This is a genomic window from Segniliparus sp., assembly GCF_051660745.1.
Lineage (GTDB): Bacteria > Actinomycetota > Actinomycetes > Mycobacteriales > Mycobacteriaceae > Segniliparus.
This window is the reverse complement of record NZ_JBOFQF010000026.1, coordinates 57,133-75,642: the sequence shown is the minus strand read 5'-3', so window position 1 is coordinate 75,642 and position 18,510 is coordinate 57,133. Positions and strand designations below refer to the sequence as shown.

Annotated in this window: 24 protein-coding genes; 19 read left to right on the top strand and 5 right to left on the bottom strand. The window is 69.4% G+C overall.

What is annotated here, in order from left to right; genetic code table 11:
* Window positions 1–9 precede the first annotated feature (9 nt).
* The 19 genes from rplF (at window position 10) to ACRC20_RS06885 (ending at window position 15,187) form a co-directional block, all read left to right on the top strand.
* Window positions 10–549 carry a 50S ribosomal protein L6 gene (gene rplF / locus ACRC20_RS06975; protein ID WP_438685630.1) on the top strand — a complete coding sequence of 180 codons (540 nt, stop codon included), beginning with the start codon at window positions 10–12 and terminating at the stop codon, window positions 547–549.
* Window positions 549–1,013: a 50S ribosomal protein L18 gene (gene rplR / locus ACRC20_RS06970; RefSeq protein ID WP_438685629.1), complete on the top strand. Its 465-nt coding sequence runs from the start codon at window positions 549–551 to the stop codon at window positions 1,011–1,013. The genes rplF and rplR overlap by 1 nt, the downstream gene beginning before the upstream one ends.
* A gap of 70 nt (window positions 1,014–1,083) precedes the next feature.
* On the top strand, window positions 1,084–1,734 hold the full coding sequence (gene rpsE / locus ACRC20_RS06965) for a 30S ribosomal protein S5 (protein ID WP_438685628.1): 651 nt from the start codon (window positions 1,084–1,086) through the stop codon (window positions 1,732–1,734).
* Window positions 1,731–1,934 (top strand): 50S ribosomal protein L30, encoded by a 204-nt coding sequence (gene rpmD, locus ACRC20_RS06960; RefSeq protein ID WP_438685627.1) that lies wholly within the window; start codon window positions 1,731–1,733, stop codon window positions 1,932–1,934. The genes rpsE and rpmD overlap by 4 nt, the downstream gene beginning before the upstream one ends.
* Window positions 1,931–2,389, top strand: coding sequence for a 50S ribosomal protein L15 (gene rplO, locus ACRC20_RS06955; protein WP_438685626.1), 459 nt, complete (start codon window positions 1,931–1,933; stop codon window positions 2,387–2,389). The genes rpmD and rplO overlap by 4 nt, the downstream gene beginning before the upstream one ends.
* A 75-nt stretch (window positions 2,390–2,464) precedes the next feature.
* Window positions 2,465–3,772: a preprotein translocase subunit SecY gene (gene secY / locus ACRC20_RS06950; protein WP_438685625.1), complete on the top strand. Its 1,308-nt coding sequence runs from the start codon at window positions 2,465–2,467 to the stop codon at window positions 3,770–3,772.
* On the top strand, window positions 3,769–4,317 hold the full coding sequence (locus tag ACRC20_RS06945) for an adenylate kinase (RefSeq protein ID WP_438685624.1): 549 nt from the start codon (window positions 3,769–3,771) through the stop codon (window positions 4,315–4,317). The genes secY and ACRC20_RS06945 overlap by 4 nt, the downstream gene beginning before the upstream one ends.
* A 9-nt stretch (window positions 4,318–4,326) precedes the next feature.
* Window positions 4,327–5,145 carry a type I methionyl aminopeptidase gene (map, locus tag ACRC20_RS06940; RefSeq protein ID WP_438685623.1) on the top strand — a complete coding sequence of 273 codons (819 nt, stop codon included), beginning with the start codon at window positions 4,327–4,329 and terminating at the stop codon, window positions 5,143–5,145.
* An 8-nt stretch (window positions 5,146–5,153) separates the two neighbouring features.
* On the top strand, window positions 5,154–5,948 hold the full coding sequence (locus tag ACRC20_RS06935) for an NUDIX hydrolase (RefSeq protein ID WP_438685622.1): 795 nt from the start codon (window positions 5,154–5,156) through the stop codon (window positions 5,946–5,948).
* Between the two features lie 109 nt (window positions 5,949–6,057).
* Complete coding sequence (locus ACRC20_RS06930) at window positions 6,058–6,765, top strand: sensor domain-containing protein (protein WP_438685621.1); 708 nt, start codon at window positions 6,058–6,060, stop codon at window positions 6,763–6,765.
* Between the two features lie 28 nt (window positions 6,766–6,793).
* Window positions 6,794–7,591 carry a sensor domain-containing protein gene (locus tag ACRC20_RS06925; RefSeq protein ID WP_438685620.1) on the top strand — a complete coding sequence of 266 codons (798 nt, stop codon included), beginning with the start codon at window positions 6,794–6,796 and terminating at the stop codon, window positions 7,589–7,591.
* 124 nt (window positions 7,592–7,715) lie between these two features.
* The gene (gene prpD, locus ACRC20_RS06920) at window positions 7,716–9,218 is read left to right on the top strand and encodes a 2-methylcitrate dehydratase PrpD (protein ID WP_438685619.1); all 1,503 of its coding nucleotides are present in this window, start codon (window positions 7,716–7,718) and stop codon (window positions 9,216–9,218) included.
* Window positions 9,218–10,366, top strand: coding sequence for a bifunctional 2-methylcitrate synthase/citrate synthase (locus tag ACRC20_RS06915; RefSeq protein WP_438685618.1), 1,149 nt, complete (start codon window positions 9,218–9,220; stop codon window positions 10,364–10,366). The genes prpD and ACRC20_RS06915 overlap by 1 nt, the downstream gene beginning before the upstream one ends.
* A 126-nt stretch (window positions 10,367–10,492) precedes the next feature.
* Window positions 10,493–10,777, top strand: coding sequence for an rDNA silencing protein (locus tag ACRC20_RS06910; RefSeq protein ID WP_438685617.1), 285 nt, complete (start codon window positions 10,493–10,495; stop codon window positions 10,775–10,777).
* 9 nt (window positions 10,778–10,786) lie between these two features.
* On the top strand, window positions 10,787–11,356 hold the full coding sequence (locus ACRC20_RS06905) for a hypothetical protein (protein ID WP_438685616.1): 570 nt from the start codon (window positions 10,787–10,789) through the stop codon (window positions 11,354–11,356).
* Between the two features lie 52 nt (window positions 11,357–11,408).
* Window positions 11,409–11,615, top strand: coding sequence for a hypothetical protein (locus ACRC20_RS06900; protein ID WP_438685615.1), 207 nt, complete (start codon window positions 11,409–11,411; stop codon window positions 11,613–11,615).
* A 36-nt stretch (window positions 11,616–11,651) separates the two neighbouring features.
* On the top strand, window positions 11,652–13,241 hold the full coding sequence (locus ACRC20_RS06895; RefSeq protein ID WP_438685614.1) for a purple acid phosphatase family protein: 1,590 nt from the start codon (window positions 11,652–11,654) through the stop codon (window positions 13,239–13,241).
* 125 nt (window positions 13,242–13,366) lie between these two features.
* On the top strand, window positions 13,367–13,747 hold the full coding sequence (locus tag ACRC20_RS06890) for a hypothetical protein (RefSeq protein ID WP_438685613.1): 381 nt from the start codon (window positions 13,367–13,369) through the stop codon (window positions 13,745–13,747).
* Window positions 13,748–13,843: 96 nt separating this feature from the next.
* Entirely contained in the window at window positions 13,844–15,187 is a 1,344-nt protein-coding gene (locus ACRC20_RS06885; RefSeq protein ID WP_438685612.1) for a glycerophosphodiester phosphodiesterase family protein, read from the top strand.
* Here ACRC20_RS06885 and ACRC20_RS06880 read toward each other — a convergent pair.
* The 5 genes from ACRC20_RS06880 to ACRC20_RS06860 form a co-directional block, all read right to left on the bottom strand.
* A complete protein-coding gene (locus ACRC20_RS06880; RefSeq protein ID WP_438685611.1) occupies window positions 15,184–15,693 on the bottom strand; it encodes a hypothetical protein in 510 nt (169 codons plus the stop codon). The two genes, ACRC20_RS06885 and ACRC20_RS06880, sit on opposite strands and share 4 nt — an antisense overlap.
* Window positions 15,690–15,956, bottom strand: coding sequence for an alkylmercury lyase (locus tag ACRC20_RS06875; RefSeq protein ID WP_438685610.1), 267 nt, complete (start codon window positions 15,954–15,956; stop codon window positions 15,690–15,692). Before ACRC20_RS06875 ends, ACRC20_RS06880 begins: the two co-directional genes overlap by 4 nt.
* On the bottom strand, window positions 15,953–16,354 hold the full coding sequence (locus ACRC20_RS06870) for a MerR family transcriptional regulator (RefSeq protein WP_438685609.1): 402 nt from the start codon (window positions 16,352–16,354) through the stop codon (window positions 15,953–15,955). The genes ACRC20_RS06875 and ACRC20_RS06870 overlap by 4 nt, the downstream gene beginning before the upstream one ends.
* 83 nt (window positions 16,355–16,437) lie before the next feature.
* Window positions 16,438–17,955: a glycerol-3-phosphate dehydrogenase/oxidase gene (locus ACRC20_RS06865; RefSeq protein WP_438685608.1), complete on the bottom strand. Its 1,518-nt coding sequence runs from the start codon at window positions 17,953–17,955 to the stop codon at window positions 16,438–16,440.
* A complete protein-coding gene (locus ACRC20_RS06860; RefSeq protein WP_438685607.1) occupies window positions 17,952–18,494 on the bottom strand; it encodes a TetR/AcrR family transcriptional regulator in 543 nt (180 codons plus the stop codon). The genes ACRC20_RS06865 and ACRC20_RS06860 overlap by 4 nt, the downstream gene beginning before the upstream one ends.
* Window positions 18,495–18,510: the final 16 nt, after the last annotated feature.

Sequence of the window (18,510 nt, the reverse complement as noted above, 5' to 3'; positions counted from 1 at the left end):
GAAACGCAGATGTCTCGTATTGGTAGAGCGCCGATCCAGGTCCCGTCCGGCGTGGACGTGACCATCGACGGCCAAGACGTCAAAGTGAAGGGCCCGAAGGGCGAGCTCGGCCTCACCCTCGTGGAGCCGATCACGGTCGAGCGCGAGGACGGCGTCCTCACGGTCGTCCGCCCGAACGACGAGCGGCGCAACCGCTCGCTGCACGGCCTGTCCCGCACGCTGGTGAACAACCTCGTGGTGGGCGTCACCCAGGGCTACACCAAGCAGCTGGAGATCGTCGGCGTCGGTTACCGCGTCCAGCAGAAGGGCAAGGACCTCGAGTTCGCCCTCGGGTTCAGCCACTCGGTGCCGGTCACGGCCCCGGACGGCATCGTCTTCGCGGTGGAGACCCCGACCAAGTTCTCGGTGTCCGGCATTGACAAGCAGAAGGTCGGCGAGGTCGCGGCCAACATCCGCAAGTTGAAGAAGCCGGAGCCGTACAAGGGCAAAGGCATCCGCTACGCGGGCGAGGTTGTTCGTCGCAAGGCTGGTAAGGCAGGGAAGAAATAATGGCTAAGGCACAGAAGGCTGCCCCGAAGGCTGGCGGCAAAAAAGGCGCCCCGATCCGGCGCAAGAAGAAGCTCGCGATCGAGGTCACCGGGATTCTCGGCGTCGGCAAGCCGACCGAGCGCCGTCGCCTCCGCGCGTCGCGCCACGACCGGCTCCGCAAGCGGATCGAAGGCACCCCGGCGCAGCCCCGCCTCGCGGTGCACCGCTCGGCCCGGCACATCCACGCGCAGCTCATCGACGACAAGGCGGGCGTGACGCTCGCCGCCGCCTCCTCCATCGAGGCCGACGTCCAGGCTGTGAGCGGCGACAAGAAGGCCAAGGCGGGCAAGGTCGGCGAGCTCCTCGCCGCCCGCGCCAAGGCCGCAGGCGTCGAGGCCGTGGTCTTCGACCGCGGCGGGCACGTCTACCATGGCCGGGTCGCGGCGCTGGCTGACGGCGCGCGCGCCGGAGGCTTGCAGTTCTGATGCGGCGCCCAGTTCAGGTCATGTGCCCAGCGCAAAAGACAGAGACGTTCAACAACGGAAAGGTTTCGTGATGGCAGGAAGGCCACGCAGCGGAGGCCCCACGAGCAACGGACAGCCCGGCGATTCGGGCTCGAACGACCGTCGGGACCGCCGGGACCGTCGGGAAGCCGAGGCTCCCCAGGACAAAGAGAAGAAAGACCACATCGAGCGCCTGGTCGCGGTCAACCGCGTCGCCAAGGTGGTCAAGGGCGGCCGTCGCTTCAGCTTCACGGCCCTCGTGATCGTCGGCGACGGCAAGGGCCACGTCGGCGCTGGCTACGGCAAGGCGAAAGAGGTTCCGGCCGCGATCGCCAAGGGTGTCGAAGAGGCTCGGAAGAACTTCTTCCGCGTGCCGCTCATCGGCTCCACCATCCCGCACCCGGTGCAGGGCGAGGCCGCCGCTGGCGTGGTCATGCTCCGCCCGGCCAGCCCCGGTACCGGTGTCATCGCCGGTGGCGCGGCCCGTGCGGTGCTGGAGTGCGCAGGCGTGCACGACGTGCTCGCCAAGTCCATGGGCACGGACAACGCGATCAACGTGGTCCACGCCACGATCGCCGCGCTCAAGGGCCTCAAGCGTCCGGAAGAGGTCGCGGCTCGCCGTGGCCTTCCGCTGGAGGACGTCGCCCCCGCAGGCCTGCTCCGGGCCCGCGAGCGCGCGTTGCAGGAGGCCGCGCACGCATGAGCGAGTTGAAGGTCACCCAGATCAAGAGCACCATCGGGGTCAAGCCCAAGACGCGTGAAGCGTTGCGCACGCTCGGCCTCAAGCGGATCCGCCACAGCGTGGTCCGTCCGGACGACGCGCAGAACCGCGGTCTGCTTCAGGTTGTGCGCCACCTCGTGGTCGTCGAGCCTGTCGAGGCAGCCAAGAAGGAGAAGAAATGAGCGAGCAGGAGTCGAGCGTTATCAAGCTGCACGACCTGCGTCCGGCTCCGGGGGCCAAGAAGGCGAAGACCCGGGTGGGCCGCGGTGAGGGCTCCAAAGGAAAGACCGCTGGTCGAGGCACCAAGGGCACCAAGGCCCGTTACCAGGTCCCGCAGTGGCTCGAAGGCGGCGGCATCCCGCTGCACATGCGCATGCCGAAGCTCAAGGGCTTCAAGAACCCGTTCCGGGTGGAGTACCAGATCGTCAACGTCGGCGACATCGCCGAGCTGTTCCCCAAAGGCGGCCAGATCGGCCCCGAGGAGCTCGTCGCCATCGGCGCCGTGCGCAAGGGCCAGCTGGTGAAGGTGCTCGGCGACGGGGAGATCTCGGTCGCTGTGCAGGTCACCGCTGACAAGTTCTCGGCAGTCGCGAAAGAGAAGATCCTCGCCGCAGGCGGCTCCGTCAGCGAGCGCTAGACCCACGCGGTGTAGAGTATCCCGGTCCGGTCGTAGGACCGCGCTGAACTGACCCACGAGACCTCAGGAGTATTGTTGCTTTCCGCCTTCGTTTCGGCATTCCGAACGCCTGACCTTAGGCGGAAGATCCTGATTTCGGTCGGGATTGTGGTGCTCTACAGGCTCGGAGCGACGTTGCCGTCGCCTGGCGTGAACTACAAACAGGTCCACGCGGCGTTGGACGACCTCTCCAAGAGCGACCAGAACGGCGTCTACTCGCTGATCAACTTGTTCTCGGGCGGCGCGCTCCTGCAGCTGTCGATCTTCGCCATCGGCGTAGTGCCGTACATCACGGCGAGCATCATCACGCAGCTGCTGACCGTGGTCATTCCCCGGTTCGAGCAGTTGCGCAAAGAGGGGCAGAGCGGCCAGACCAAGATGACCCAGTACACCAGGTACTTGGCCGTCGCGCTGGCCCTCTTGCAGTCCTCCGCCATCGTGGCTCTCGCGAACCGGGGCCAGCTGCTGCGGGGCCATGACATCCTCGACAGCCACGAGATCTTCCAGCTCGTCGTGATGGTGCTGGTCATGACTGCGGGCGCGACGCTGGTGATGTGGTTCGGCGAGATCATCTCCGAGCGCGGCATCGGCAACGGCATGTCCCTCTTGATCTTCGCGGGCATCGCGGCCCGCATCCCCGCCGAGGGCAAGCAGATCCTCGAAAGCCGGGGCGGCGTCGTCTTCGGCCTGGTCTGCGTCGCGGCGGTCATCATCATGGCCAGCGTCATCTTCATCGAGCAGGGCCAGCGCCGCATCCCGGTCCAATACGCCAAACGCATGGTGGGCCGGAAGATGTACGGCGGCTCGTCCACGTATCTGCCGCTGAAGGTGAACCAGGCGGGCGTCATCCCGGTCATCTTCGCGTCCTCGCTGCTCTACGTGCCCAACCTCATCACGCAGCTGCTGGCGGGCAAGGGAACGAGCGGGTGGCAGCGCTGGGTCCAGAACTACCTGGTGAACCCGTCCAGCTACGTGTACATCGGGGTCTACTTCTTCCTCATCGTCTTCTTCACGTTCTTCTACGTGGCGATCACCTTCAACCCGCAAGAGCGGGCGGAGGAGATGAAAAAGTACGGCGGGTTCATCCCCGGCATCCGCCCTGGGGCTCCCACCGCCGAGTACTTGAACTTCGTCCTGAGCCGGATCACCCTCCCTGGGTCGATCTACCTCGGTGTCATCGCCATCCTGCCGAACCTGTTCTTGCAGATCGGCAACAGCGGCGGAGCCCAGAACCTCCCGTTTGGCGGGACGGCCGTGCTGATCCTCGTGAACGTTGGTCTCGACACGGTGAAACAGATCGAGAGCCAGCTCATGCAGCGTAACTACGAAGGATTCTTGAAATGACGCGAGTGATCATGTTCGGCCTGCCCGGCGCTGGCAAAGGGACTCAGTCCGTGCTGTTGGCGAAATCGCTCGGCGTGCCGCACGTCTCCACTGGAGATTTGTTCCGCGCGAACATCGGCGAGAACACCCCGCTCGGCCAGGAGGCGAAGAAGTACCTCGACGCCGGCCAGCTGGTGCCGAGCTCGGTGACCAACGCGATGGTCAAGGACCGGCTCTCGCAGCCGGACGCGAAGGACGGGTTCATCCTCGACGGCTACCCCCGCACCCTCGACCAGGCCGAGGCCCTCGCAGGCATCCTCGACGAGCTCGACCAGAAGGTGGACACCGTGCTCTCGTTCGTGCTGCCGGAAGACATCGTGGTGGAGCGGATGCTCTCCCGAGGCCGCGCGGACGACACCGAGGAGATCATCAAGGGCCGTCTCGCGATCCACAAGAACGAGACCGAGCCGCTCCTCGACTTCTACAAGGACCTTGTCGTCTCGATCGACGCGGTCGGCAGTGTGGACGAGGTCCAGGCCAGAGCATTGGCAGCGCTCGGCAAGTAAGCAGCAAGCATGATGCTGAAACGCCGTAAGAAGGACCAGACGGTCCCGGTCCGCAGCGCCGCCGAGATCGAGCTCATGGCGGCGGCGGGCGCTGTCGTCGCGCAAGCGCTCATCGAAGTGCGGGCCGCCGCGGCGCCCGGCGTGAGCACCGCGAAGCTCGACAAGATCGCCGAAGAGGTGATCCGGGGCCAGCAGGCGACCCCCTCGTTCCTCGGCTACCACGACTATCCCGCCTCGACCTGCATCTCGGTGAACGACGCCGTGGTGCACGGCATCCCCTCCAAAACGTTCGTCCTCGCCGAAGGCGACCTCGTCTCGGTGGATTGCGGCGCGGTCCTCGGCGGGTGGCACGGCGACTCTGCGATCACCTTCGGGATCGGCGATCTCGCGAAGGAGGACGAGGACCTCTCCGACGCGACGCGGGAAGCGCTCTGGGCCGGGATCGAGGCGATGCTGCCGGGCAACCGGCTCACCGACGTCTCGCACGCGATCGAGCAGTCTGTCGCGCGCTCGGGGCTCAAGTACGGGCGGCGGCTCTCCATCGTGGCCAATTTCGGCGGCCACGGGATCGGGGACCAGATGCACTTGGACCCGTTCCTCCCGAACGAGGGCAAGCCGGGCAAGGGGCCGCTGCTGGCGGTGGGCTCGACGCTGGCCATCGAGCCGATGATCGCCCTCGGCGGACGCAAGACGCTGACGTTGCCGGACGGCTGGACCGCCGTGACCAAAGACGGCGCGCGCGCGGCGCATTGGGAGCACACCGTCGCGGTCGGCAAGGACGGGCCGAGGGTCTTGACGTTGCGGCCCGACGAGAAGCCGCCGGTATAAGGGGCGCGATGACTGCGGCTGAGCCGAGCCCGGCACACCCGAAAGACGCGGCGAGCGTCGTCCTGGTCCGACAGGGCGGCAGCGGCGTCGAGGTCTTCCTGATCCGTCGCGTGCCGCAGATGGCGTTCGCCCCAGGTTTCACGGTGTTCCCCGGCGGCGGCGTTGACGAGCAGGACCGGTCCGCCGAGACGACGTGCCCGGAGCACTGGCCCGCCCGGTTCCAGGACACGCCCGGACAGGTCGCGGCGCTCGGGCGCGCGGCGGCCCGCGAGCTCTTCGAGGAATGCGGCGTGCTGCTGGCGCGTGGCGCGTCGGCGCTCGACGGCGGGCGCGCCTATGCCGCGCGGGGGCGCATCGACGCGAAAGAGCTCACGTTCGGCGGCTTCCTCGGACATGAGGGGCTCTCGATCGATTTCGAGCTGCTCAGGCCGCTGGCCCATTGGATCACGCCCGTCTCTGAGCCCCGCCGTTTCGACACCCGTTTTTTCCTCGCCGTGCTGCCCGAGGGGCAGGAGGCGGACGGGCACACCACGGAGTCGGCGCAGTCCGTGTGGCGCAGCCCGGCGGAGGCGCTCGATCCCACGAGCGCGCAGCCCTGCCTGCTCTTGCCGCCGACCTGGTCGCTGCTGCGCTGGCTCGCCTCGCACGAGACGGTGGCAGGCGTGGTCGAGGAGCTCGACGCGCGCCGGGAGCCGATCCCGTCGGTCATGCCGGCCGCGGCCGCGTCGGAGGACGGGCGCTCGTGGAGCTTCCCCGGCGCGGAGGAGTATCTCGCCTGGTCAGCGGCGCTTGCCGCCCGGTAGTCGGCGGGCAGGCGCAGGTGCGCCTGCCTATGCGCAGTAAGCTCGGAGACAGAGCCGGAAACGACAACCATGAGGAGCTATGTCCATGTTGGGGATGAGACTGTGTCTCGTGGGCTTGTCCGTCGTCGGCGCGCTCGCCGGATGCGATACGGGGCGGCGGGTCCTGCCGCCGCTCGGCCAGCCGTCCGCTGCTCCGGTGGAGGTGTCGTCGGCGGCTCCGAGCCCCGTGCAGGACGGCTTGCTCCCGGCGACCGCGGTCGGGCGCGTCCCGCTCGGCATCGACGACGTCAACCGGCTCGCGGGCAAAGGGCTGTTCAAGACTGGCGACCGGCCGTTGACGGCTCCGATGGAGGTCAAAGGGACGGTGAAACCCCCGGAGTGCCAGATCGCGTTGCACGCTTTGCAGAACAAGGCGGTCGCCGGTGCGGCGTTCAACGCTTTCCAATTCGTGGTGTTCCCGGCCTCGGACGGCTCGAACGGAGTCTTCGAGGAAGCGGTCGTGACGTATCCGGAGCTCGCGTCCGCGAGCTCGGTGTTCCACAAGCTCGCGGACGCGGTCGGCCCGTGCGGGGGGAAGACCGTCGACGAGCAGCAAGAAGGCTCGAGCCAGTCGGTCTCCTATGAGATCGCGGTCGAAGACACCGACGAGGGCGTGCTGCGGTGGACCGAGCATGAGAAGGGCGCGGCCAAGGACGATGTGTGCGTGTTCGAGTCGCGCATCGTCAAGAACCTGGTCTTCGAAGTGGTCGAATGCGGCCCCGGGGCGGGCGACCTCGCGACGAAGGCGGCGGACGCGCTGGCTTCGAGGGCGGTGTGACATGTGCGAGACAGCGCGGCGGAGCAGTGTGTTTCCAGCAGTCGGGGTGTTCGCCGGGCTCGGGCTTTTGTTGATCGCGGGCTGCTCGGGCGAGATCGGGCGGCCGAAGCCGGTCGCGACGACCTCGCCCGCCTCGACCGTGGCGAGCACGGCCACCGCCGTGCTCGCGCCCACTGCGCCGCCCGCTCCGAGCGCGCTGTCGGCGAACCAGATCGTGTTGAGCCTCGAGGAGCTCAACGATCTGGTCGCCGAGGCGAAATACCGCAGCGGCCCGGAGCTCGCGGACGCGCAGGCGCCGCTGCAGGCGGGCGGCAGGGTCGACCCGCAGGAATGCGCGCCAGCGCTGCGCGGCCTGCAGAACAAGTCCGTCGCGGGCGACGGGACGACGTCGTTCCGGGTCGTGGAGTCGGTGACTGTCGGAGACTCCTCGCTTCCGGAGGCGAAACGGCGCAAGGACGACTTCGTCCAGGTCGTCGCGGTGTATCCGGACGCGGAAGCGGCGAAAAGCGTCTTCGCCGCGCTCGCGAACGGGGTCGCGGCCTGCCAGAACCGGAAAGCCACGGACGTCGAGCCGGGCGAGGAGGCGAAGACCGAGTACACGGTCAGGGCGGAGCGCGTCGTCGGCTCTGAGGACGACGGGTCCGCCAGAGTCCGCTGGAGCCAGCACCAGAGCGGCTGGGGGGAGAACCAGCAGTGCGTGTTGGAGGCGAGGGCCGCGCGGAACGTCGTGCTCCAGGACATCGAGTGCGGCCTCGGCACGGCGAAGGGCCCCGTCGGGCAGCTGCTCGCCCCGGCGCTGGACAAGGCCCTCGCGAGAGTCGGCTGAGTCACGTTCGCGGAGCCTTCCTCGGCTCCGGGCTCTCGGGATTTGCGGCAGGCTTCTTGACAGGAGAGTCGACAAGTCCTACCCCGCGTGAAGCAAGTGAGTAAGCACTGTATGATCGCCAAACGTGGAGAAAATCACTGTGCGCCCTCGCCGTTCGGCGGAAGACTTCCCGCTTGAGCAGCACCTGGCCTGGAAAGTAGCCCAAGTTGCCGCAGACCCGGTCGCGGTCGAGCCCGAAGTCGCCGAGATGATCATCAACCGGATCATCGACAACGCGTCGGTGAGCGCGGCCTCGTTCTCCCGGCGCCCGGTGGCGAGCGCCCGCGCGCAGGCTGTGGCGCACCCCTACGAGCCCGGCGCGAAGGTCTTCGGCGTCTCGGGCCGCTACAGCCCCGAATGGGCCGCTTGGGCGAACGGCGTCGCCGTCCGCGAGCTCGACTTCCACGACACGTTCCTCGCCGCAGAGTACTCGCACCCCGGCGACAACATCCCGCCGATCGTCGCGGTCGCCCAGCACGCCAAGCGCTCCGGGACCGACCTGATCCGAGGGATCGCGACCGGCTACGAGATCCAGATCGACCTCGTCAAGGCGATCTGCCTGCACAAGCACAAGATCGACCACGTCGCGCACCTCGGCCCGTCGGCCGCGGCGGGCATCGGCACGCTCCTCGGCCTCTCCCCGGAGATCATCTACCAGGCGGTGGGCCAGGCCCTGCACACCACAACCGCCACCCGCCAGTCCCGCAAGGGCCAGATCTCCAGCTGGAAGGCGTACGCGCCCGCCCTCGCGGGCAAGGTCGCGGTCGAGGCCGTCGACCGCGCGCTGCGCGGCGAAGGCGCCCCCGCGCCGATCTGGGAGGGCGAGGACGGCGTGATCGCGTGGCTGCTCGACGGCCCCGACGCGGAGTACCATGTCCCGCTGCCCGCGCCGGGCGAGCCCAAGCGCGCGATCCTGGACAGCTACACCAAGGCGCACTCCGCCGAGTACCAGAGCCAGGCCGTGATCGACCTCGCGTTCCGGCTGCGCTCGAAGATCTCGAACTTCGACGACGTCGAGTCCATCGTCCTGCACACCAGCCACCACACGCACTACGTCATCGGCACCGGCTCGAACGACCCGCAGAAGTTCGACCCCACCGCGAGCCGCGAGACCCTGGACCACTCCGTGATGTACATCTTCGCGGTGGCCTTGCAGGACGGGTCGTGGCACCACGAGCGCTCGTACGCCCCGGAGCGGGCGGGCCGCCCGGACACCGTGGCGCTGTGGAAGAAGATCTCGACGGCGGAGGACCCGGAGTGGACCCGCCGCTACCACTCCACCGACCCGAACGAGCTCGCGTTCGGCGCGCGTGCGGAAATCCGCTTCAAGGACGGGTCGGAGCTCGTGGACGAGCTCGCCGTCGCGGACGCGCACTCCCTCGGCGCCAAGCCGTTCGCGCGGGCCGACTATATTGAGAAGTTCCGCACCCTCGCGGAAGGCGTGATCGACGAGGGGGAGCAGAATAGGTTCCTGTCCGTCGTGCAGCGTCTCGGCGAGCTGGAGGCGGGGGAGCTCGACCACTTGAACGTGGTCGTGACGGACGAGGCGGTCCGGCGGGCGCCGGCAGTGCCGAAAGGAGTTTTCTGATGACCAGTGGGGTAGAGACGCAGCCAGAGATCCGCAAGGGCCTCGCCGGAGTGGTCGCCGACGTGTCGGCGGTCTCGAAGGTGGTGCAGGAGACCAACACGCTCACCTACCGAGGGTACGGGACCGACGACTTGGTCGCGAACTGCTCGTTCGAGGAGGTCGTGTACCTGCTTTGGCACGGCGAGCTGCCGACTCCCAAGGAGCTTGAGCAGTTCCAGCTCTCGGAGCGGGCGTTCCGCACGGCGGACCCCGGCCTCTTGCAGACCATCGCGAAGCTGCCGACCAAGAGCCACCCGATGGACGTGGTGCGCACGGCGACGAGCTTCTTCGGCGCGACCAACCTCGCCACCACCGACGAGTTCGTGCCCGCCGAGCAGGTCAACCTGGCGCGCGCGCTGAAGCTTTTCGCGGTCGTCCCGACCCTCGTCGCGGCGGACCTGCGCCGTCGCCACGGCAAGCTGCCGTTGCCGCCGAACCCGGACCTCGGGTACAGCGAGAACTTCCTGTGGATGTGCTTCGGCCGCAAACCGACTGCCGAGCAGGTCACGGCGTTCGAGACCACGATGATCCTCTACGCCGAGCACAGCTTCAACGCGTCGACGTTCACCGCGCGCGTCATCGCGTCGACCCTCTCCGACATCTACAGCGCGATCACCGGGGCCATCGGGGCGTTGAAGGGGCCGCTGCACGGCGGGGCGAACGAGGCCGTCATGCACCACATGAACGAGATCGGCGACCCGGCGAAGGCGCGGGACTGGGTCAACTCCAAGTTCGCGAACAAAGAGAAGATCATGGGCTTCGGCCACCGCGTCTACAAGGACGGGGACTCCCGCGTGCCTCGTGCGTACGCGGCGTTCAAAGAGATCGCGACCACTGAAGAGGGCCAGCGCTACCTCGCCATCTACCACGAGATGGAGGCGGCGGTCGTGGAGTCCAAGGGCATCAAGCCGAACCTGGACTTCCCCTCCGGCCCGCTGTACGCCCTCTTGGGCTTCGACGTCGAGTTCTTCACCCCGCTGTTCGTGATGAGCCGGATCGCGGGATGGACCGCGCACATCGTCGAGCAGTACGCCGCGAACGCGCTGGTGCGCCCGCTCTCCTTGTACAACGGCGTGCCGCAGCGCCCGGTGGTCAAACCGCAGGAGTGAGCGGGCCTCCCGTCGCGGGACGGGTGAGAACAGTCCTAGCAGGAAGCTGACAGCCAAACCGGGTACAGTTCGTAAGCGCAACGCCGAAGGGCTGCGACGAAGGAGCCCGTGATGAAGGAGCACCGTATGCCGAAAATCGCAATTGTTGGTCTGCTCGCGGGAGTCGCGTTCGCCCTCTCCCCGACGGCGGCTCTCGCCGACCCGGACGACAGCAGCGACGGCGGCGGTGGCGGCCGGGCGTACCCGTGTCCGAACGGGCAGTTCTGGTACCCGCAGTTCAACCAGTGCGTCGTGATGTGCAAGCCGGGGTTCGACCACAGCAGCGGTCCCGACTCCTGCGACAAAATCCCCACCACGTACCGGGACTCGTACCAGGGCGGCGCGGCGCGGCGCGCCTCGGCCAGCGCGTAGCGGGCCGATATGAGGCGCGCTCTCCTCGTCCTGCCCCTCGCGGCCCTCGCCCTCGCCGGATGCGACGACGTCCGCAAGGGCGCCGCGTCGGCGACGACCACGCAGCTGGCCGTCTCGTCGTCGAGCCAGGCGCCGTCCACAGCAAGGACGAATGCCGCGCCCACGACCTCTGCCTCGACCGGCGCAGGCGCCGACGCGGGCCTGAGCGCCTTCGTCGGCGTGTGGAACGGGCACGGGCGTGTGCTCACCGTCGGCGCGGACGGCGCGGGCAAGATCGTGGCGCGGACCTACCAGAAATGCGGCGACCCCGGCGTGAGCAGCCCATGCGACACGTTCGACGGAGACGAGATCAAGCCAGGCGCGGTCACCCAGATCAAGCTCACCGGGGCGCATGAAGCCGTGGACGTCCTCATCGCCGACTTCACCGTCGGGGAGACCACGTTGGACCTGCCGCCGGACAGCACCGGCACGCTCGTCCTGAACCAGGCCCACGGCGCTCTGCAAATCACGATCAACGGCAAGCAGGGCGACGGCTACTACTGCGGGCCGAAGGCGGACCCGGGCTACTGCGGGGCCTGACCGCAGGCCCAGCTCGCGGTCTGCGGCGAGCTTCGTCCGTACACTGGACGGCATGACAGAGGCCACCTCGTCGAAGCCAGTCCCGGATGTGCCGCCCGTGCGTCCGGCCCTGCCCGAGCCGGACTCGCCCGACGTCCCCGATGTCCCGCCGCCGCCAGATATCCCGATCGTGCCGCCCGCGCCGGACGTCCCCGACATCCCTGCCTCGCCCGATGCGCCGTCGACCCCGTCGACCCCCGATGTCCCGGATATGACGTAGCACCTGCTGTTCATCCGGGGCCGGTAAGCATGCGGTGTGGCTGAAGCGTCGTCATCCAGGGTCTCGCGCCGAGGGCTTCTCACCACTGCGGCAGGAGCCGCCGTGGTCGGAGCCGGGCTCGGCTACGCGGGCGCAGAGCTGTCAGGCTCCGGACGGAGCACGGGCGCGCCGGACCTGTGGCGCTCGGTCGGCGGCTCCGGCGCGCCGAGGCCTGCGGGCCTGCACGTGCAGTTCGGCGCGGACGCCTCGGGCGAGGTCGTCGTCAGCTGGCACACCCCGGTCTCGGTCAAAAGCCCCCGTGTGCTGCTCGGCGCGCCGGACAGCGGTTTCGGCGACGTCGTCGCGGCGGAGACCGTCGCCTACCGGGACGGCCAGTCCGGAACCGAGGTGCAGGTCCACCACGCGCGGATCAGCGGGCTGCGCCCCGAGTCCGACTACGTGTACGCGGCCGCGCACGACGGGGCGGCGCCCGAGCTCGGCACCTTCCGCACGGCGCCGCGCGGGCGGGGGAAGTTCACCTTCACCAGCTTCGGCGACCAAGGCACCCCGACCCTCGGCAAGCCCGGCCCCGCCGACCCGCAAGGCGGGACGCTGTACCTGAACGACAACCTCGGCTCGCCCGCCGCAGGCGACGTCACGGCGGGCGTCGAGCAGATCGCGCCGCTGTTCAACCTGGTCAACGGTGATTTGTGCTACGCGAACCTGTCGCAGGACCGGGTGCGCACGTGGTCGGACTGGTTCGAGAACAACACCCGTTCCGCGCGCCACCGGCCGTGGATGCCCGCCCCCGGCAACCACGAGAACGAGCGGGGCAACGGCCCGATCGGCTACCAGGCCTTCCAGACGTATTTCCGGGTTCCCGACTCCGGCGCGGACCAGCAGTTGCGCGGCCTCTGGTACGCGTTCACCGCAGGCTCGGTCCGGATCGTCGTCCTCGCCAACGACGACGTCTGCTACCAAGACGCGGGCAACACCTACGTGCGCGGATATTCGGGCGGGGCGCAACGCCGCTGGCTCGCGGACGAGCTGGCGAAGTCCCGCGCGGACCTCGGGATCGACTGGATCGTGGTGTGCATGCACCAGACCGCCGTCTCCACCGTCGACCACTTCAACGGAGCGGACCGCGCGATTCGCGAGGAGTGGCTCCCGCTCTTCGACCAGCATGGCGTCGACCTCGTGCTCTGCGGGCACGAGCACCACTACGAGCGCACCCACCCGGTGCGCGGCGCGCAGCCGAACGACACGCTCACGCCGACCCCGGTGGACACCCGCCTCGACGAGATCGACGCGACGAAGGGGACGACGCATCTGGTGATCGGCGGCGGCGGCACATCGCGCCCCTCCAACCAGCTGTTCTTCCCAGGCCGACAATGCCGGGTCATCACATCGGCAGGCGAAGTCGACCCGGCGACAGGGAAGAAGGCGCCGGTCTATGCGATGGAGGACGCGCCGTGGTCGGCGTACCGCGACGCCGAGCACCCGTACGGTTTCGTGGCGTTCGACGTCGATCCTGGAGCGGCGGGCGGCGACACATCCATCGCCGCGACGTATTACGCGGTGACCGGCCCGTACGGCCGAATCGAGGCGGTGGACAAGTTCACCCTGCGCAAACCGCGCCGGGGATGACGGCGATCGCGTGCTCCTGACGGAAGGCGCGACAGGGGGAAACCAAGCAGATCCACAGCAGATCCACAGCGGATCGGCGGCAGATCGCCAGGGCACGGGCCGGGCTGGCGGTTAGGATCGCCGATGTGAGAATTTCCACGATATCCGCAGCGTCCCTGCTCCTTCTGGCTCTGCCGCTGGCCGCTTGCCAAAACGACAAGGCCGCTCCGAGCACTTCCAGCTCCACCTCGGCTTCGACCACGACGGAGACCGTCCAGGGCGGCGGAGACGGCGAGCACCACCACGCCCCGGCCCCCGAGCCCACGACCGCCACCTCGACGGAGACCGCGACCGAGACCTCGACGGAGACTGCGGAGCCGCGCCACCACGAGCACCCGCAGCAGCCCCAGGCGCCGCAGGCGCCTGAGGTCCCGCAGGTTCCTGAAGTTCCGCAGGTCCCGCAGGTCCCCCAAGTGCCGCAGGTCCCCCAAGTGCCGCAGGTGCCCCCGGTCCCGCAGATCCCGTAGGCCCCCCGTCCCCTCCATGTGTTCCGAGAGCCGCCCCGCCGGGGCGGCTCTCGGCAGTTTGCCTCGCGTTCATTCTGAGCGAGTACGGATACCGTCGTGAGGATCACGCCCGCCCAAGTCGCGCTGCCCGTCGTCGCGCTCGTCGCGACATTGCTCTCCGCCTGCTCCCACCCCGCTCCCCAAGAGCCCAAGCCGTTCGCGACGCTCGACGGCTCGCAGCCGCTGGTGATCGCGCACCGGGGCTTGCCAGGATTGCGCCCGGAGGAGACCCGGCCCGCGTACGAGCTGGCGGCGGACGACGGGGCGGACGCGCTCGAGGAGGACTTGCACCTCACGAAGGACTGCGTGCTCATCGCCCGGCACAACCCGTGGATGTCCGACAACACCGACGTCGTGGAGGTCGCGAAGACGAACCCGGAGGTCGCCGCGCGCAAACGCGTGGTCCCCGGTGTGGAGCGTCCCGCGCCCGCAGGGGCGGGACCGACGACCTACCTCGTGGACCAGACCGACCCGGCCGACCCGAAGTCCGTGCTGAAGTCTCTGGTCGTGGACGGCGAGGACCACGTCGGAGACTGGTCGGTCAGCGATTTCACGGCCGCCGAGCTGCAGCAATGGTTCCACGGCACCACCTACGACGCGAAAGACGAGCGTCCTGCCGAGTACAACGGGAAGTACCCGATCCTCACGTTCCAGCAGATCATCGATATCGCGAAGGCGAAGAGCGCGGCCACCGGCAGGAAGATCGCCGTCTACCCCGAGACGAAAAACCCGACCTGGAACAACGAGCAGGCTGTCGCCAACGGCTGCGGCGCGCCGGGCAGCCGTCCCCTGGAGGACGCGTACCTCAAGATCTTGGACGACAACGGCCTCAACAGCAAGGAAGCCCCGTTCTTCGCGCAGAGCTTCGAGCCGTCGAGTCTGAAATACCTGCGCGAGCACGGGCTGAAGACGAAGGCAGTGCAGCTCGTCGGGGGAGACTCGGTCGACTACCGCGCAGGCGGCGTCGTCTACGACGACATCACCAACAGCCGCCCATACGACTGGACGGTCGCGGGCGACGCGCGGTGGTTCTCGGCCCTGCTCACCCCGGAGGGCCTCGCCGAGGTCAAGACCTACGCGGACGGGATCGGGCCGTGGAAGCCGCAGCTCGTGCCGGTCAAGATCGACCCCTACCCGAGCGACCCCGCGTTCAAGCCCTCCATGGACAAGGCGGCGGCTGGCGCGCCGAACTCCGTCGTCGCGGACGCGCACAAGGCGGGCCTGTTCGTGCACGTCTACACCTTCCGCAACGAGCGCAAATACCTCGCGGGCAGCTACCGGGGCGACCCGCAGGCGGAGTACCTGCAGTTCTTCCGACTCGGCGTGGACGGCGTGTTCACCGACTTCACCAACACGGCGGTCCCGGCCCGCGCGGCGTACCTCAAGGAGCTCGACCGCTAGTCGCGGGAGTCCCCCGACGGGCAGCTGTCTGCCGACGGCTTTGCGCCGCACACGGCGTTGTTGCCGGATCTCGCGACCCAGAGCCGCTCGAAGGCCAGGCTGAGCGCGAAGACGAGGACGAACACCGCAGGCTCGAAGCCTCCGATCAGGCTGTGCCCGAGCGCGCTCCCGGCGAGGGACACCCCGCACAGCAGCAGCCAGCCGCCGCCGGTGACCAGGCAATGCGCGTGGCGGCAGCGCCAGAAGTTGCCGGAGCACCACAGGCCGCCTGCGAGCGAGCCCAGCCCGACGGAGGCCAGGCCGAGGCGCGGTGGCAGCACCAGCCCGGCGAGGACGAGCGCGCAGGCGCAGCCGAAGTAGAGCGCCGCAGGCGCCCCGGTCGCGGGCATGGTTTTGTCGAGCCAGCGCTTGGCGCGCGTGTCCGCCACGAGCCTGGGCGGCGACCAGCCGAACAGCGCCCGCTGCTCCCCAGCGCCGCAGCAGTCGTCCTTGTGCTCCGAGCTCATGCCCCGTCGACTCCTCGCAACGCCTCGAGGACCTGGGCGCGAGACGGCATGTCGAGCCTGCAGCAGGCCGTCGTGCCGACCGGCAGCCCCGTCGCCACATCCCTCCCGCCGACGACGAGCGTCGGCGACGGGTAGTCCCCCACGACATGCTCGACCTCGTGGGCGGAGCCCGACACGTCCATGCACTCGGCGACCAGGCCCGCCAGCCGGTCCACAAGCGGGCAATCGGGCACTTGCAATATCCGCACCGCCGCCGGGCTCACGCGACGTCCTCCGAGCCCAGCGCCGCGAGCAGCGGGCACGCCCCCTGGCCTGCGGGCGAATCGCAGGGCTCGGCGAGCGCGGCGAGCACTGCGCGCATCGACATCAGGTCGGCGATCCGGCGGTCGAGCTCGGCGATCCGCGCCTCTGCGGTCGCTCGCGCCGCCTCGCACGAGCCTGTTCCGGCATGGGCGGATCGGAGCAATTCCTCGACATTGTCCAGGGTCAGCCCTGCCTCCTGCGCCCGCTTCACGAAACGCACCACCCGCACCGCTTCCGGGCCGTAAGCCCGGTAGCCCGAAGACGAGCGCTCCGGCTCCGCGAGCAATCCGCGCCGCTCGTAATAGCGCAGCGTTCCGACGTGCACGCCCGCGTTCGCGGCCACTTCACCAATTCGCATGCCTCCATCATGGACCCTGCACCATGCTGCAGGGTCAAGCGCGACAGGCCGGCGGCCCTCGCCGTGGCGGGCGAGCTGGGGAGTTAGCGGGAGCGCAGCTGCGCCGCGATGGCCTCGACCGCCCCGCGTGCGCGGCGCGCGTCCTCGGGGACGAGGCCGATCCGGGTGCGCCGGTGCAAGACGTCGTCGACATCCATGGCGCCCTCGTGGGCGAAGGCGAATTCGATTTCGGCGCGGCTGACGTCGATCCCCTCGGCGATCTGCGCCCCGGGGTCGGACGTGGTCGCCGAGCCGAGCACCAGCCCGGCCTCGCCGCCGTAGCGCGCGGCGAGCGGCCCCGAGGCTCCTGTCCGTCCGCAGGCTCCGACGAGGGGGAGCGACTCGGTCGCGCACGGGCCTGCGTGGAGCTTCGCCCGAGCCGTCGCCGCGTCGACCGCGTCTTGCGCCATTTTCCGGTAGGTGGTGAGCTTCCCGCCCACCACGGTGATCGGCTTGCCCGGCGCGGCGAGCACCGCGTGGTCCCGCGAGAGGTCCGAGGTGGCTCCGTCCCCGCCGTCCAAGAGCGGCCGGAGCCCGGCGAAGCGTCCGCGCACGTCCGCGCGGGACAGCGGGCGGGCGAGCGCGGACGAGACCGTGTCGAGCAGGAAGTCCACCTCCGACTCGGCGGGCTGCGGCTCGTCGGGGATCTCGCCGGGGGCCTCCTCGTCGGTGAGCCCGACGTAGACCCGGCCCAGTTGCTGCGGCAGGGCGAAGACGAAACGGTTGAGGTGGCCGGGGACCTGCACGGTCAACGCGCCGGTCGGATCGCCGAGCGCGGACGCGTCGAGCACGAGGTGCGTGCCCCGGCTCGGCCGGAGCTTGATCCGCGGGTCCACCTGGCCCGCCCACACGCCCGCCGCGTTGACCACCGCGCGGGCCGACACGTGGAAGCTGCGCCCGGCGAGGGCGTCGACAAGCAGCGCCCCGGTGTCGGTGACCTGCTCGGCCCGCGTCCTGGTCAGCACGCTCGCCCCGCAGCCCGCCGCCGTCCGGGCCACGGCCACCACGAGCCGGGCATCGTCGACGAGCTGGCCGTCCTGCGCGGTGAGCGCCCCCGCCAACCCTGCGGTCCGCAGGGCTGGCACCAATGCGAGCGCGGCGCGGGCGTCGACTTTGCGGGGGCGGCTCAGGGTCTGCGGCGAGGTCCCGGCCATCGCGCGCAGGCCGTCGCCGAGCAGGAACCCGGCGCGCACGAGCGCGCGCGAGAAGTGGCTGAACTCGGGCAAGAGCGGCACCACTTGGGTCATCGGGCGGATGAGGTGGGGCGCGATGGCAGTCATCAAGAGGTGGCGCTCGCGCGCGGACTCCCGCGCGATGCGGACGTTCCCGCTCGCGAGGTAGCGCAGTCCGCCGTGCACCAGCTTCGAGCTCCAGCGGCTCGTGCCGAAAGCGAGGTCGCGGGCCTCGACCAGCGCGACGGACAGCCCTCGGGACGCGGCGTCGAGGGCGATGCCCGCCCCGGTGATCCCGCCGCCGACGACGAGCAGGTCGAGCGGTGCCGAGCGGTCCGCGAGCGCGGCGAGCTGGCGCTCGCGGGTCGTGGCGTTGAGCGAAGTCGTCATGGTCGCAGGTATCCGTCCAGCACTCGGGCCAGCTCGTCGGCCCAGCGGTCGTGCAGGACCGGTTCGAGCAGGCGGGTCGATTGGGTCACCGATTGGGCGAGCACCAGGGTCATCAGCGCGAGCTCCTCCGGAACGCCCGCGCGGACCTCGCCGAGGCGTTGCGCCCGCTCGATCTCCTCGCGCAGCGCTTTGATCGCGGAGCGTTGGCTCGTGCCGATCCGGTGGAAGACGTACGTGGCCAGCATTTCGCGTCGTTCGTCCAGCAACGCGCGCAGGAGCTGGTCCTCGTTGGCGGCCTTCGCGAAGGCGACGACGCGCCGCACCAAGTCCTCGCGCCGCCCGTCGCCAGGCCCAACGCGCTCGAGCAGGCCCGCCACTTCCCTCGTGACCAAGTCGCGGACCAGGTCGTTCACATCGCTCCAGCGACGGTAGATCGTCGGCCTGCTGACGCCCGCGCGCCGGGCCACGTCGGCGAGCGCGACCCGGCCGGGGTCTCGGATCAGGCAGTCGCGCGCGGCGGCGAGGATCTGCTCGTCCATGCGCGCCTCCTTCGTG